Origin of the sequence: Pseudomonas sp. LD120, from assembly GCF_009861525.1 — a bacterium.
GTDB lineage: Bacteria > Pseudomonadota > Gammaproteobacteria > Pseudomonadales > Pseudomonadaceae > Aquipseudomonas.
The window spans coordinates 1,809,051-1,823,281 of the sequence record NZ_WVHL01000005.1 but is presented as its reverse complement, the minus strand read 5'-3'; the positions used below and the strand labels follow the sequence as shown (position 1 = coordinate 1,823,281).

General features: G+C 63.5%; 17 protein-coding genes. 7 read left to right on the top strand and 10 right to left on the bottom strand.

Annotation, left to right across the window (positions count from 1 at the left end; all coding sequences use genetic code 11):
- Positions 1–125: 125 nt before the first annotated feature.
- The 4 genes from PLD_RS22695 to PLD_RS22680 form a co-directional block, all read right to left on the bottom strand.
- Positions 126–1,046, bottom strand: a complete 921-nt coding sequence (locus PLD_RS22695; RefSeq protein WP_159896725.1) for a biotin-dependent carboxyltransferase family protein — start codon at positions 1,044–1,046, stop codon at positions 126–128.
- Positions 1,043–1,747, bottom strand: a complete 705-nt coding sequence (pxpB, locus tag PLD_RS22690; RefSeq protein WP_159896723.1) for a 5-oxoprolinase subunit PxpB — start codon at positions 1,745–1,747, stop codon at positions 1,043–1,045. The genes PLD_RS22695 and pxpB overlap by 4 nt, the downstream gene beginning before the upstream one ends.
- The gene (locus PLD_RS22685) at positions 1,744–2,496 is read right to left on the bottom strand and encodes a 5-oxoprolinase subunit PxpA (protein ID WP_159896721.1); all 753 of its coding nucleotides are present in this window, start codon (positions 2,494–2,496) and stop codon (positions 1,744–1,746) included. Before PLD_RS22685 ends, pxpB begins: the two co-directional genes overlap by 4 nt.
- Before the next feature lie 71 nt (positions 2,497–2,567).
- The gene (locus tag PLD_RS22680) at positions 2,568–3,851 is read right to left on the bottom strand and encodes an MFS transporter (RefSeq protein ID WP_159896719.1); all 1,284 of its coding nucleotides are present in this window, start codon (positions 3,849–3,851) and stop codon (positions 2,568–2,570) included.
- 137 nt (positions 3,852–3,988) lie between these two features.
- Here PLD_RS22680 and PLD_RS22675 point away from each other — a divergent pair, with 137 nt between their 5' ends.
- Complete coding sequence (locus PLD_RS22675) at positions 3,989–4,921, top strand: LysR family transcriptional regulator (RefSeq protein ID WP_159896717.1); 933 nt, start codon at positions 3,989–3,991, stop codon at positions 4,919–4,921.
- A 191-nt stretch (positions 4,922–5,112) separates the two neighbouring features.
- On the opposite strand, the gene PLD_RS22670 is transcribed toward PLD_RS22675, so the two are convergent.
- The 3 genes from PLD_RS22670 to PLD_RS22660 are packed head-to-tail and all read right to left on the bottom strand — an operon-like array spanning position 5,113 to position 6,965.
- Positions 5,113–5,655 (bottom strand): DUF2937 family protein, encoded by a 543-nt coding sequence (locus tag PLD_RS22670; RefSeq protein WP_159896715.1) that lies wholly within the window; start codon positions 5,653–5,655, stop codon positions 5,113–5,115.
- A 10-nt stretch (positions 5,656–5,665) separates the two neighbouring features.
- Positions 5,666–6,442 carry a class II glutamine amidotransferase gene (locus PLD_RS22665; RefSeq protein WP_159896713.1) on the bottom strand — a complete coding sequence of 259 codons (777 nt, stop codon included), beginning with the start codon at positions 6,440–6,442 and terminating at the stop codon, positions 5,666–5,668.
- Between the two features lie 34 nt (positions 6,443–6,476).
- On the bottom strand, positions 6,477–6,965 hold the full coding sequence (locus PLD_RS22660; RefSeq protein ID WP_159896711.1) for an MFS transporter: 489 nt from the start codon (positions 6,963–6,965) through the stop codon (positions 6,477–6,479).
- A 109-nt stretch (positions 6,966–7,074) separates the two neighbouring features.
- Between PLD_RS22660 and PLD_RS22655 the strand changes: the two genes are divergently transcribed.
- Positions 7,075–9,129: a S9 family peptidase gene (locus PLD_RS22655; protein WP_159896709.1), complete on the top strand. Its 2,055-nt coding sequence runs from the start codon at positions 7,075–7,077 to the stop codon at positions 9,127–9,129.
- 102 nt (positions 9,130–9,231) lie between these two features.
- Positions 9,232–9,705 (top strand): cyclic nucleotide-binding domain-containing protein, encoded by a 474-nt coding sequence (locus PLD_RS22650; protein ID WP_159896707.1) that lies wholly within the window; start codon positions 9,232–9,234, stop codon positions 9,703–9,705.
- Between the two features lie 46 nt (positions 9,706–9,751).
- On the opposite strand, the gene PLD_RS22645 is transcribed toward PLD_RS22650, so the two are convergent.
- Positions 9,752–10,063: a hypothetical protein gene (locus PLD_RS22645; protein WP_159896704.1), complete on the bottom strand. Its 312-nt coding sequence runs from the start codon at positions 10,061–10,063 to the stop codon at positions 9,752–9,754.
- A 75-nt stretch (positions 10,064–10,138) separates the two neighbouring features.
- Between PLD_RS22645 and PLD_RS22640 the strand changes: the two genes are divergently transcribed.
- The 4 genes from PLD_RS22640 to PLD_RS22625 all read left to right on the top strand — a co-directional run bounded on the left by PLD_RS22640 (position 10,139) and on the right by PLD_RS22625 (position 12,290).
- A complete protein-coding gene (locus tag PLD_RS22640; protein WP_159896702.1) occupies positions 10,139–10,825 on the top strand; it encodes a spermidine synthase in 687 nt (228 codons plus the stop codon).
- A 49-nt stretch (positions 10,826–10,874) separates the two neighbouring features.
- On the top strand, positions 10,875–11,252 hold the full coding sequence (locus tag PLD_RS22635) for a YajD family HNH nuclease (protein WP_159896700.1): 378 nt from the start codon (positions 10,875–10,877) through the stop codon (positions 11,250–11,252).
- A 142-nt stretch (positions 11,253–11,394) separates the two neighbouring features.
- Positions 11,395–11,862: an RNA methyltransferase gene (locus PLD_RS22630; RefSeq protein ID WP_159896698.1), complete on the top strand. Its 468-nt coding sequence runs from the start codon at positions 11,395–11,397 to the stop codon at positions 11,860–11,862.
- Between the two features lie 77 nt (positions 11,863–11,939).
- Positions 11,940–12,290, top strand: coding sequence for a DUF2892 domain-containing protein (locus tag PLD_RS22625; protein WP_159896696.1), 351 nt, complete (start codon positions 11,940–11,942; stop codon positions 12,288–12,290).
- Between the two features lie 29 nt (positions 12,291–12,319).
- Here the strand turns inward: PLD_RS22625 and PLD_RS22620 are convergent, their stop codons facing one another.
- Together PLD_RS22620 and PLD_RS22615 are read right to left on the bottom strand one after the other, a co-directional pair.
- Entirely contained in the window at positions 12,320–13,552 is a 1,233-nt protein-coding gene (locus PLD_RS22620) for a hypothetical protein (RefSeq protein ID WP_159896694.1), read from the bottom strand.
- A gap of 154 nt (positions 13,553–13,706) precedes the next feature.
- Positions 13,707–14,156, bottom strand: coding sequence for a YcgN family cysteine cluster protein (locus PLD_RS22615; RefSeq protein ID WP_159896692.1), 450 nt, complete (start codon positions 14,154–14,156; stop codon positions 13,707–13,709).
- Between the last annotated feature and the right edge of the window lie 75 nt (positions 14,157–14,231).

Below are 14,231 nucleotides of genomic sequence, written 5' to 3'. Positions count from 1 at the left end.
GCGGCGCGGGACCGTCAAGCAAGGCCCTGCCGGCCTTTTCGCTGCCTCGCCAAGGCTCGACAGCAGCTACAGCCCCTGTAGCCGCTGCCGCAGGCTGCGAACGGGCGCGAAGCGGCCGCCGTCAGTCATGAGCCAAAGCGCCGCAAGAACGCCACCTGTTGCCGATAAGCCGTCTCTTGCAGCACCGGGGTCAAGCGCACCTCGTTGCCCGGCAGGCACTGCGCCAGCCGCGCCAGGGATAGCGGCGTCAACGCCCCCAATCGCGGATAGCCGCCAATGGTCTGCCGATCATTGAGCAGGACAATCGGCTGGCCGTCCGGTGGCACCTGGATCGCCCCCAAGGGAATGCCCTCGGAAATCATCGGCCGGCCCTGATACTGCAACGACGGCCCGAACAAGCGCGCGCCCATGCGATCGGCGCGGCTGTCCAGGGTCCAGGCGCTGTTGAAGGCATCGAACAGGCTCAAACCGCTGAACTGACCGATCTGCGCGCCGAGGATCACCTCCAGCGGCGCAGCCGATTGCCAATCCGGCAACTGCGCCGCCGACAGACGCCTGAGCGCCCCGCCCTGCCCCGAGTAACAAAGTGACGCGCCTTCGCACAAGGCCCGACCGTCCCCCTCAAGCCCGCCCAACGCCTCACGCACCACCGTGGCGCAACTGCGCAACACCTTGGGCGCATCAAATCCTCCCGGCGCCGCCAGATAAGCCCGCGCCCCCAAGAACGGCTGGGTAAAACGCAGCCGCTGGCCTTTTTGCAAGACGAAACTGCGACCCGGAGTGAGCGGCCGCTCATCCACATAGGCGCCCAAGTCGGCCCCTGCCAAGGCCAGCAGGCAGAAATCCTCGGCCAGTACCGCAAAGCCGCCCAGGGTGATTTCCACCACAGGCGCATCCAGGGCATTGCCCAGCAGCCAGTTGGCCCAGGACATCGACACCCAATCCAGCGCCCCGCCCTGGGTCACGCCCAAATGGCGCACACCAAAACGCCCGGCATCCTGCAGCAGGCACAGCGGGGTGCTGGCCTCGATCATCAAGCGGCTCATGCCGACACCTCCAGCGGCGTGTCATCGCCGCCCAGGCGCAGGAACTCGGCCCGCTCCACGGCAGCAAAGCGCACGCGATCCCCCGGCTGCATCAGGCTGTAGCCTTCGCGCTCGCGATCGAACAGCCGGCTCGGGGTCCGGCCGATCAGGTTCCAGCCTCCCGGCGATACCACCGGGTAAGCGGCGGTCTGGCGTTCGGCGATCCCCACACTGCCCGCCGCCACGCGCTTGCGCGGAGTGTTCAGTCGGGGCGCGGCCAACGCCTCTTCCACCAGCCCCATGAAGGCGAAGCCGGGAGCAAACCCCAGGGCAAACACCTGGTATTCACGTTGACTGTGACGCTGGATCACCTCGGCCACCGAACAGCCAATACGTCGAGACAGCAGCGCCAGTTCCGGCCCGACCTTGAGGTCGTACCACACCGGCAGCACATGTTCGCGCCCGGCCTGGGCGGCGCCGGGCGTCAGATCGCTCAAGGCGACCTCGATCCGCTGCCGGGCCTCGGACGGGCTCAGGGCCAGCAAGTCGTAATGCACCATCAGCGTGGTATAGGACGGCACCAGGTCGACCAGAGACTCGCCAAAGGCCCGCCGTAGCCCTTGGGCGGCGGCCAGCATCCAGGGCATGTTGTCCTCGGTGATCACCTCGAACAAGCGCACCATCAGGCAGTCGATGGCGACGACTTCAACCTGTGGCTTCATAGGCCGGACTGCTGGTTCAAGGCCTCGCGAATCCGCTGCACCGCGGCCACCGAACTGGCGTTGTCGCCATGCACGCACAGGGTGTCGGCGCGCAGCAGCAAGGCGCTGCCATCGCTGGCGGTCAGGGGCTCGCCCCGAGCAATGGTCAGGGCCTGGTCGAGGATGGTGGCCGAGTCATGGTGCACCGCCCCCGGCAACTGCCGCGACACTAAATGCCCGGCGTTGTCGTAGGCGCGGTCGGCAAAGGCTTCGAACCACAGGGTCACGCCGTATTCATCGCCCAGGGCCCGGGCCGCGCTGTTGTCACGGGTGGCCATGAGCATCAGCGGCAGTTGCGGATCATAGGCCGCCACCGCCTGGATCACCGCTCGCAGTTGGGCCGGTTTGGCCATCATGTCGTTGTACATCGCGCCATGGGGTTTGACGTAGCTGACCCGCGCGCCCTGGGCCCGGCAAATGCCGTCCAGCGCGCCGATTTGGTAGTGCAGCAGGTCCTGGATTTCCTGGGGCGAATAGCTCATGGAACGGCGACCGAAACCGGCCAGGTCCTGGTACGCCGGGTGGGCGCCAATACGCACGCCGTTGGCCAGGGCCAGGGTCACGGTCTTGCGCATGATGCTCGGATCGCCAGCATGAAAACCGCAGGCAATGTTGGCGCAGTCGATGAAAGGCATCACCTCGGCATCCAGGCCCATGGTCCAGTTGCCAAAGCTCTCGCCAATGTCGCAGTTCAATAACAGGCGGCTCATGGTCAGTGCTCCAGTGTTTCTTATAAGGGTCAGTTGCGGGGCGGTCGCGCCATCGCCCCGCAGATTATCAGTTAGCGTGCCTCAAGTTCCTTGCCACGGGTTTCCGGCAGGCTCAACGCCGCCAGCACCACCACGCCATAAGACACCGCTGCAAAGGTCCCGATGGCCACGCTCAGCGCTACATACTGGCTCAACAGACCGATCAGCAATGGAAACAGCGCCGCCAGTGCTCGGCCGCTGTTGTAGCAAAAACCCTGGCCCGAGCCACGGATACGAGTTGGGAACAACTCCGTGAGGAAGGCGCCCATACCGCTGAAGATGCCCGAGGCGAAAAAGCCCAGGGGAAAACCCAGCCAGAGCATCACCGCGTTGCTCACCGGCATTTGTGTGTAGAGCAGGACGATGGTGAAAGAGCCGGCGGCGAATAGCACGAAGTTCTTCTTGCGCCCAAGAATGTCGGTCAGATAGGCGCTGATGACATACCCCACGTAGGAGCCGAAGATCACCATGGCCAGATAGCCGCCGGTACTGAGTACGCTCAGCCCGCGCTCGGTCTTGAGGTAGGTCGGCAGCCAAAAGGTAATGGCGTAGTAGCCGCCCTGGGCCCCCGCTGCCAGCAAAGACGCACGCAGGGTGGTGCTGACAATGCCCGGGGCGAAAATCTCGTAGAAGCGTGCCGGATTGCTGGGCTTTTCACGGGCACGGGTTTCCCGGTAGACCTCGGGGTCCTTGACCAGGCGGCGGACGAAAATCACGAAAATCGCCGGCAGGATGCCCAGCAGAAACAGCCCGCGCCAGGCGTCTTCCGGTGGCAGCAGGGAGAACAGCAGTGCATACAAGATCGCCGTCAGGCCCCAGCCCAGCGCCCAGCCGGACTGCACCATGCCCACCGCCTTGCCACGGTTCTTGGCGCGAATCACTTCGCCGATCAGCACCGCGCCGGCGGTCCATTCGCCACCGAAGCCGAAGCCCATCAGGGTCCGGGCGATCAGTAGTTGTTCGTAGTTCTGCGCAAGACCGCAGAGAAAGGTGAAAAAAGCGAACCACAGCACCGTCAGTTGCAAGGTGCGCACCCGACCAATGCGGTCGGAAAGAATCCCGGCGATCCAGCCTCCCAGGGCCGAGGCCAGCAAGGTACTGGTGTGAATCAAACCGGCCTCGGCGGAGGTGATGCCCCACAGCGCGATCAGCGTCGGAATCACGAAGCTGAGCATCTGGGTGTCCATGCCATCCAGACCATAACCGATTTTGCAGCTCCAGAAGGTCCGACGTTCCTGCTGGTTGATACCGCGGTACCAGTCAAACGGACCGGCGCGCGGCGGGACCTTGGCAGCCAGGGTTTCGGGCGCACTCATAGCGATCTCCAGGGTGATTTATTGGTGTTGTTCTGGGCCCCGACGACGCATATCGTGGGTTGGCGCATTCTTTGACTGGGACGCCCGCTGCGTCCAACTAATAAAAACCGCCCCAAGGCATAAGAAAAGTTGATCCCATGAATCTCAAGTTTCTCGAAACCTTCGTCTGGGTGGCGCGGCTCAAGAGCTTCAGCCTCACCGCGGAAAAACTCTTCACCACCCAGGCCGCCATCTCCAGCCGCATCGCGGTGCTGGAAGGCGAACTGGGGGTCAAGCTGTTCCTGCGCGATTCCCGGGGCGTCAGCCTGACCCCGCAAGGGCTCAAGGTGCTGGAGCACGCCGAGCAGATGCTCGACACCTTGCACGTGCTGAAACAGTCCATCGAGGCACCGTCGAGCACGGTCGGACGGATGCGCATCGGGGTCATGGACACGGTGATCCACACCTGGCTCAGCCCCTTGGTGACGGAACTGATGGACCACTACCCGCAGGTGGAGATCGAACTGGTGGCCGACACCTCACTGAACCTGTGCGAGCAGTTGCAAAAAGGCTTCCTCGACCTGGTGCTGCAGACTGACCTGCTGCGCCAGGAAAGCATCCGCAGCCTGGAGCTGGCCAGCCACCCGGTGGGCTGGATTGCCGCCAGCAATTCGATCTACAACCGCGACTACGCCAATGTCGCCGAGCTGGCCCGGGAGCGGATCATTACCTACTCGAAGAACTCCCTGCCCCACCAGCAGGTGCTGAGCCTGATGCAGGCCAACGGGGTGCTGGCGCCACGGCTCAACTGCGTCAACTCGGTATCGGCCATCACCCGCCTGCTAAGGGACGGCTTCGGGATTGGCGCCCTGCCCCCGGTGCTGGTACGCGAGGAGCTGGCCCGCGGCGAGCTGACCCTACTGGCCATCGACCAGCGCCCGCCCAACCTGCAGGTGGTGGTGTCGTGGCGCGTAGGCGTGGGCGTGGGCATGGAACTGGTGGAGGATATCGTGGCGCTGTGCCAACGCGTGGTGCAGCGTTATGGGCAAAAGGTAGGCCAGGAGCACATCATCCTGATTGAGCACGCGTAAGCATCGGCTTGCCAGCGAATGCGCCCTTCAGGCTTGTGCCTGTCTTGCGGGCCTCTTCGCCGGCTAGCCGGCTCCACAAACCCGGCTAGCGAGTCGACATCCGTAGAAGCTGGCTTGCCAGCGAATGCGTCCTTCAGCCTTGTGCAGGTCTTACCGGCACCTTGGCCGGCAAGCCGGCGCCTGCGGGGGGGTCATAGGCCTTTGAGGTCGCGTTCTTCAATCGGCCGGCTCTGGCGCAGACGCCGGCCTCCCAGCACCACCCAGTCGATCAGCCGATACAGGCATTCCAGCCCGAACGACAGCAGCAAGGCGCCGCTCATGCCCCAGATCATCGCTTCCGGGGTCAGCAGGATCTGGTAGCTGTAGCCGTCCCAGGTTTCCTTGCGGATCTGCGGGTCGGCGGCCAGGGCCACCTGCAGCATGCGGATGTACCACGGGCCTTGCATCGCCTGGTATTGCTTGTCCAGGGCCAACTGGCGCTTGAGCAAGGTGTTAAGGCTCTCGGCATCGCTGCGAAACACCGGATCGTCACTGGCGCGGTAATGCGCCACCAGGGCGTTGAGGTCACCCTTGAAGAACTGCTGCGCGGTGCCTTGAAAGCCTTGCAGGCTGTTCTGCGACTCAATCAGATGGGCTTCCACGCGCTTGGCGTAATCACTGATGAAGCCCGGCACTTGCACACCGATCAACAGGCCGGCGGCAAACAGCACCAGCCGCAGATAACTGAGCAACATAGGGATGTCCTTATTCGGTCTGGCCCTGACTGACGCATTCGCCGCGTCGCCACAGGCTCCACTGGCCCGGTTGGTAGCGGGTCCAGGTTTCGTTTTCGGTCAAGGGTTCGGTGGCAATCACCGTCACCACATCGTTGGGCGTGGTTTCGGCCTGGAAATCGACAATCACGTCGACATCCTTGAGCCGCGCCGGGCCGAATGGTGCCCGCCGGGTGATTTGCGCCAGTTTGGTCGAGCAATAGCAGAACAGCCAGTCGCCATCGCTGAGCAAGCCGTTGAACACGCCCTTGCTGCGGTATTGGTTACAGGCCTGGATCAGGGTCGGCAGCAGTTGCTCGATGTCCACCGGTTCGGGGAAGGCTGCGCGCACCCGGTTGAGCAGGTCGCAGAACGCCGCTTCGCTGTCGGTGTCGCCCACCGGACGATAGAAACTGGCCTGGGGCTGGAAATCCGCCAACTGGCCGTTATGGGCAAAGCACCAGTTGCGGCCCCACAGCTCACGAACAAAGGGGTGGGTGTTGGCCAGGCACACCTTGCCAACGTTGGCCTGGCGAATGTGGCCGATCACCACTTCGCTCTTGATCGGGTAGCGCTGCACCAGATGGGCCACTTCCGATTCGCAACTGGCCGCCGGGTCCTGGAACAAACGCAGGCCACGGCCTTCATAGAAGGCGATGCCCCAACCATCGCGATGGGGCCCGGTGCGACCGCCGCGCTGCATCAGCCCGGTAAAGCTGAAGACGATGTCGGTCGGTACATTGGCGCTCATGCCCAATAACTCACACATGCTCGGACTCTCGCTTCAATGCCGGGGGAGAGCGTTACAAACGCGGTTCGACCCGTGTATTCAGGGGCGTGCCGGCTGCCGGCGCACGACCATAACGGCCATTGCCGGCATCGCCAAAAGGCTGGTCCTCTTCCACTTCCGCGGCTTTGGCGGCCGCTTGCGCCGCTTCATTGCGCAGCCGGCGCTCCTTGGCGGAACGCTCGATGGGCCAGCGGATCAGTACGAACAGCAGGTAAACGCCAAAGGCGATCATGCCGTACATGAACAGGTCGGACACGGCGCGCCAAGCGTTGTTGCCGACCTTGAAAGCCAGATCCAGCGCAGTGATGGCCACGGCCGGGGCAAATTTTTCCTGTACTGGATCGACGATGGTGGGGCTCAACAGCAGCACCGCCATCAACAGCCGCAGCGGTTCGCGCAGCCAGCGCCAGGTCCAACGGGTCAGGCGCATCCACACCAGCAGGCAGCCCAAGGCGGCAAAGGCGTAGAGCCCCCAGGCGATCAGATAGTCGTTCTCGGTCATGGTGTCCGTGGCAAGGCAGGCAAAGAGGCGCTTATGATAACGACTTTTGCTCGGTCAGGCTGCAACGCTGTCTGCCAAGTCCTCATTTGTCATCGTTCGAGAGCCACCCATGCCCTTACCCGCCAACGACACCAGCGCCCCGATTGCCCACAAGGCCGAAGGCGCTGATCCGTATGCCTGGCTACAGGAACGCGACACCGATGCCGTACTCGACTACCTGAAAGCTGAAAACGACTATCAGGAAGCCCAACTGGCCCAGCAGGCCCCGCTGCGCGAAACCCTGTTCCAAGAGATCAAGGGACGAATACTCGAAACCGACCTGTCCTTGCCTTCGCCCTGGGGCCCATACCTGTACTACACCCGCACCACCGCGGGGGATGAATACGCCCGGCACTACCGCTGCCCACGCCCGGCGGACGGCAGCCTGACGGTGGACGAAAGCCATGAGCAGTTGTTGCTGGACCCCAACGCCCTGGCCAACGGCGGCTTCTTCTCCCTTGGCGCCTTCAGCATCAGCCCCGACCATCAGCGCCTGGCCTACAGCCTCGACACCAGCGGCGAGGAAATCTACACCCTGTTCGTCAAGGAACTGGCCAACGGCAAGGTCAGCGAACTGTCCTTCGACAACTGCGACGGCAGCATGACCTGGGCCAATGACAGCCTGACCCTGTTCTTCGGCGAACTGGATGACACCCACCGCCCGCACAAACTGTTCCGCTACCGTCTGGATGGCACCGCCGCGCAAGAGGTGTTCCACGAACCGGATGGGCGCTTCTTCCTGCATTGCTACCGCGCAAGTTCCGAGCGCCAACTGCTGTTGTCACTGGGCAGCAAGACCACCGGCGAAACCTGGGCCCTGGATGCCGCGCGGCCTGAGCAGCCCTTCACCTGCCTGGCGCCCCGAGTCGAGGGCCATGAGTACGATGTCGACCACGGCCAGTTGGACGGCCAGTGGACCTGGTTCATCCGCAGTAACCGCGACGGCATCAACTTCGCCCTGTATCAGGCCGCAGACAATGACGCGGTCCCTGAGCAAAGCGATTGGCAGTTGCTGATTGCCCACGACCCCGAAGTGATGCTCGACGGTGTAACCCTCAACGCCAACGCCATGACCCTGAGCCTGCGCGAAGGCGGCCTGCCGATCATCGAAGTGCACCCGCAGGATCGGCCGGCCTATCGCGTGCAACTGCCAGACGCCGCCTACAGCCTGCATGTGCAAAACAGCCTGGAGTTTTCCAGCCCGTGTATCCGCCTGCGTTACGAGGCGCTGAATCGCCCGGCCCAGATACGCCAACTGCAACTGGCCGACGGCCAGCAGCAGGTGCTCAAGGAAACCCCGGTGCTGGGTCCGTTCGACCCTGACGCCTACGTCAGCCAGCGCCTCTGGGCCACCGCCGCCGACGGCACCCGGGTGCCCATCAGCCTGGTGGTCAAGCGCGAATGCCTGGGCCAGCCGACACCGCTGTACTTGTATGGCTACGGCGCCTATGGCGAAAGCCTCGACCCCTGGTTCTCCCACGCCCGCCTGAGCCTGCTCGATCGTGGCGTAGCCTTTGCCATTGCCCACGTGCGTGGCGGCGGCGAACTGGGCGAAGCCTGGTACCGCGCTGGCAAGCAGGAACACAAACAAAACACCTTCAGCGACTTCATCGCCTGCGCCGAACACCTGATCGCCCAGGGCCTGACCACTTCCAGACAACTGGCCATCAGCGGCGGCAGCGCCGGCGGTCTGTTGATCGGCGCGGTGCTCAACCAGCGCCCTGAGCTGTTCCAGGTAGCCATCGCCGAGGTGCCCTTCGTCGACGTGCTCAACACCATGCTCGACCCGGAACTGCCGCTGACCGTCACTGAATACGACGAATGGGGCAACCCTGAGGAGCCGCAGGTTCATGCGCGGATCAAGGCCTATGCGCCCTATGAGAACGTCCGCGCCCAGGCCTACCCGGCAACCCTGGTGATCGCCGGCTACAACGACAGTCGCGTGCAGTACTGGGAAGCGGCCAAATGGGTGGCCAAACTGCGCGCCAACAAAACCGACGACAACCCGCTGCTGCTCAAGACCGAACTGGGCGCCGGTCACGGTGGCATGAGCGGCCGCTATCAGGGATTACGTGACGTAGCCCTCGAATATGCCTTTGTCCTGGACGTTTTGGACCTGGCCTGAGGAACTCCCGGCGACGCTTCTGTCTTAACTCTGGAGCGCCGCCGGCTCTGGCCGGTCCGGGCTTGCCCCCATGAAGCACAGACAAGAAAAAGACCCTGAACCATGTCCGAACCGACTTTACTAAACAACGAAATCCGCGACTGGCTGATGGACTGTGGCCTGTTCGACCAGTTGCTGCCCGCCGACTTCAACGCCGCGGCCGGCTACTTCAGCATCAGCAGCATCGCCCAGGGCGAAGCGATCTTTCACGAAGGCGATGCCGGCAGCTTCATGTGCATCATCCGCAGCGGCCAGGTGGCCGTGCAAAAACGCAACCAGAACGATCAGCCCCAGACCATCGCCACCTTGCGCAGCGGCCGGGCCTTTGGCGAGATGGCGGTGCTCGATGGCGAGCGGCGTTCGGCCACCTGCGTGGCGGCCAGTGATTGCCAGTTACTCAACCTGGGCAAGGACTCCTTGGAGAAGATGCTCAACGATGCGCCCAAAATTGCCGCCAAGGTTATCCGTGCCTTGGCGGTCTCACTGTCCAAGCGCCTGCGCATGGCCGACGGTCAACTACTGACGCACCCGTTCTAAGCCCTGCCAAACCACAGCTCTGGCGCATCCATGGCGAAGGCGCCAGCTAGCTCTGCAGCTTGGGTTTGATGTCGTGCGATTCCAGCCCTGGCAGGGTCTGATCCTTGGGTGGCTTGGGCATGTCGATGGGGGGCAATAACGGCGCGCTGCCGCTGCTGCCGGTTTTCGGCGTGCTGGGCGGGGTGACTTGCGGATACGGCGTGGGCGTTGCGGTGCCCGGGGTGCCGAGGCTCGGCGTCGGGATAAGCACCGGGGCGCTTTGCGGTTCGTCGGCCCAGGCCGGAGCCGCAACCATTGCCAGGGTTGCCGTCAGTGCGAGCGCCGCCTGGGCAATCCCCGTTAGAATAGTGCGCTTCATCAATGGCTCCATTGCTATTGTCTGGCGTCAGGCTACTCCCTACCGGGCGGTTTTGCCTTCCTCAATGAGATCTCCATGAAACGTTTCGTACTGCTGGACACCACTGCGATTCCTGAAAACGGCGGCGCCTTGTGCCTGTTCGAGTACGGCGAGGATTTCGTCATCAAGATCCAGGGCGGCGACGGCGGCCAGTTGATGAACACCCGCATGCACGGCTCCGAGGATGCCCTGGCACAGATCCCCTGCAGCAAAGTGGCGGGGCGCGCGAACGCGCGGGTGCTGATTGGCGGCCTGGGCATGGGCTTCACCCTGGCCGCGGCCCTCAAGCACTTGGGCCGGAGCGCCGAGGTGGTGGTCGCCGAGCTGGTGCCCGGGGTGGTCGAATGGAACCGTGGCCCTCTGGGAGAGAAATCCGGCCGGCCGCTGCTGGACCCGCGCACGGCGATCCGCCTGGAAGACGTGGCCAAGGTCCTGCAGGCCGAGCCTCAAGGATTCGACGCGATCATGCTGGACGTCGACAACGGTCCCGAAGGCCTGACCCAGAAAGCCAACAGCTGGCTCTACTCCAGCGCGGGCCTGGCGGCCTGTGCCCGTGCCCTGCGGCCCAAGGGCATCCTCGCGGTGTGGTCCGCCAGCGCCGATCAGAAATTCTCCGAGCGCCTGCGCAAGTCCGGCTTCAAGGCCGAGCAAGTGCAAGTCTTCGCCCATGGCAATCGCGGCACCCGGCACACCATCTGGATTGCCGAGAAGCTCAAGGCCTGAGCTAAACTTTGTCCATTACCGTCATTAGTCCTTCTACAAAGGTGAACCCATGAGTTCGTCCACTCCCCCGTCCAACACCGCCAAGCTGGACCGTATCCTTGCCGACGCCCAGCGCGACCGGGAAATGGGTTACCGCGACAAGGCACTGAAAATGTACCCCCACGTCTGTGGTCGCTGCGCCCGGGAATTTTCCGGCAAGCGCCTGAGCGAGTTGACCGTGCACCACCGCGATCACAACCACGACAACAACCCCCAGGACGGTTCCAACTGGGAACTGCTGTGCCTGTACTGCCACGACAACGAACACTCGCGCTACACCGACCAACAGTACTTCGGCGAAGGCTCGCTGAGCACACCGAAAGTCGCCAAGGCCACCCACAACCCGTTCGCCGCCCTGGCCGGGCTGATGAAAAAAGACGAACCCTAACTGCAACGGGCCGGGCGCCCTGCCCGGCCGACTACTGAAGCTCTATCGTCGTGAGGGCCCACGCTCCCTCTCCACAACAAGCCCCCGGCCCGCGGGCAATCCCCGTATAATCGCGCTCTTTTCCCCCCAAGGCTCGTCGCTCGTGGCAAACAAAAGGTACAGCTGCATCGGTTTGTATAACCCCAAGTCGCCGGAGAACGTCGGTTCGGTGATGCGCGCCGCCGGCTGCTATGGCGTCGCCTCGGTGTTCTACACCGGCAAGCGCTATGAGCGTGCCCGCGACTTCGTCACCGACACCAAGAAGGTCCACCAGGACATCCCGCTGATCGGCATCGACGACCTGAAAAAGATCCTGCCCTTGGGCTGCATCCCGGTGGCGGTCGAGCTGGTGGAGGGCGCACGGGCGCTGCCGGAATACACTCATCCGGATCGCGCCCTGTACATCTTCGGCCCGGAAGACGGCTCCCTCGACAAGGACATTCGCGACTGGTGCGAGGACGTGGTCTATATCCCCACCACTGGCTGCATGAATCTTGCGGCCACGGTCAATGTGGTGCTCTACGATCGCCTGGCCAAGGGCAACAACACCCGCTCCGGGCCCAAGTACTGACCCCCCCAGATCAATCCCGGGAACCCGCGATGCCTGCGCAGTCAGCTTTACCTCCCTCACCGCCCTGGAGACAGATCATGAGCGAACGCCAACCACCGCCAAGCATCGAACCTGCTGCGTTACACGACCAACCGACCCAGAGCGTCCAGGGCTGGGAACGCATCGGCTCGCTGGCCGGTGGTGTGGCGATGATGGGCAAGGGCCTGCGTCGTGGCGGCGTGTTAGGTCTGATTCAAGTGGCCATTGGCGGTGTCGCCCTGGCCCGTGGCATCAGCGGGCAGCGTTCGGTAAAAAGCCTGCTGAAAAAAAGCCACCGAGACATCAACCTGGTCAAGACGAGCATCGAGCGTACCGGCCAGGAGCTGCGCGATCTCGAGGCCAGGGCCGCCAGCAATGACAGGCCTCAGGCCCCCAAAGCCCAAGGCTGACTCCCTGGCCCCCTCCCCTGCCCCAACGCTCAGTGCAACAGGGCGGTGTCGAGAACCTTGGACGAATCGCCCAGCACGCGTTCACTGATCTGAATGAATTCGGCGGTGTTGACGCGTTCCAGGCGCATCAGCGCTTGCAACACATCGTCCAGCGAGCGCTTGTTGCGGGTCTTCAAGCGGATTTCCCGGTCCAGTTCCTGCAACAGCAATACCGCCTTGGCCACGGTGGCGTTGTCCACCTGCTCGCCGAGCAGGCTGCTGACCGAGCGACTGTCTCTGGCCAGGCGCTTTACCAACACCTGATATCGCTCATCGCTGATGCCGCCGGCCCGGCGCAGCAGCTCGATGGCGTAATACTCCGCCACCCCTTCGCTGATCCAGTCGCTGCGTTGGCGGTCGTTGATTCGCGCCAACGTCTGCACCAGCTCGCGCAGCAGCGGGCTGCTGCCACGCTCGCTGACCAGGGGCAAGCGACTGTGAAGAAACACTGAATCGCGAGCGGCGAGGCTGCCCCGCCACATCGGATCGGCCGCACCGACAATCAGCAGCTTGCCCGGCTGATGCGGGAACAGCGTCTGCACTTGCGGCCAGACAAAGGTCAGCAGGGTCAGCACATCCTGGCGGCGCATGCCCTGGCCCAAGGGCGACACCACGCTGACCTCGGTACCGCCCAGGCGCGTGCGGCGACTGCCCAGCTTGCCAGCCAGGATCCAGCCGACCGGACGATCGAACAGACGTGCGGGGTTGTCGATGCGAAAGCGCTGCTTGCCGATACGCGGCCAGGCGGTTTCGACGCTCCTCCAGCCCGCAGGCAGTTGAAAAGCCAGCCGCGACACCAGCTCAATGCCATCTTGCTGGTCAAGCCGGGCCGACGGCACCAGCGTCTCGCCTCGCAGCAGTGCCCAGTTGGCGTTACTGCGGCTGTCGTAGCGCCCCGTCTTGATGCTGTGACTCAAGCGTACCCGGTAGCTGAGGCTGGCCTTACCGTTGGCCGGACGCCAGACTCCGCGCTGGCCGTTGGCGTTCGCCGTGGCTTGCCATTGGCCATCGGCCCTGAAAGCGCTGTAGTCGCCGTCCTTGCCCAGATCAAAATCCAGGCTGCGCACCGCCGCCCCCTCGGCCAGGGTCAGACGGACTTCGGCCTGATCGCTTTGCGGCAGAAAAACCACGTGATAATCCAGATCGACCCTCTTCGCTGCCCAGGCCGACGCATTCAATGCCAGCAGCGCAGCGACCAGCGACAGCCTCGCCCCCACCTTCATAAACACTCCTGGCCTTAGAAACTGGTCACGCTCCGCGGCCTTTAGCTGATGCGCCGCCAAAGGGCTCTCGCCATCCAGGCCGCTGCATTGCCACTGGCTCAGCCCCAGGCAAGCATCGGCTCTGTGGCCTGCGCCGTGTGTGCTCAGGCCGTGCTCAGCCGGCCCGGAAAATCAGGTGATCCTCCCAGTCCTCTTCCGCCACGCTGCCCTCGGCCAGCATGCGTCCAGACTGGGAAATACCTTCGTGGTGCACCGCATCACGATCGCCGCACACCAAGTGGTGCCACAGCGGCAGGTCCTTACCTTCGCTCACCAGCCGGTAGCCGCAAGTAGGCGGCAACCACTTGAACTCATCGGCCTTGCCCGGCGTGAGCTGGATGCAATCGGGCACCGAAGCACGGCGGTTGGCATAGTCGCTGCACTGGCAGGTTTTGAGGTCCAGCAGTTTGCAGGCGATACGCGTGTAATAGACGCTGTTGTCGTCTTCGTCTTCCAGCTTTTGCAGGCAACACAGGCCACAGCCATCGCACAACGACTCCCATTCATGCGCGTCGAGTTGTTCGAGGGTTTTACGTATCCAGAAAGGTTCGACTTTGGCGGCCATGGCTCAAGCATCATTATCCGAGGGTGAAAAGGTCGCCAGTCTAGTGCCGAAGGCCCAACGGGCCAAGCGCTTACG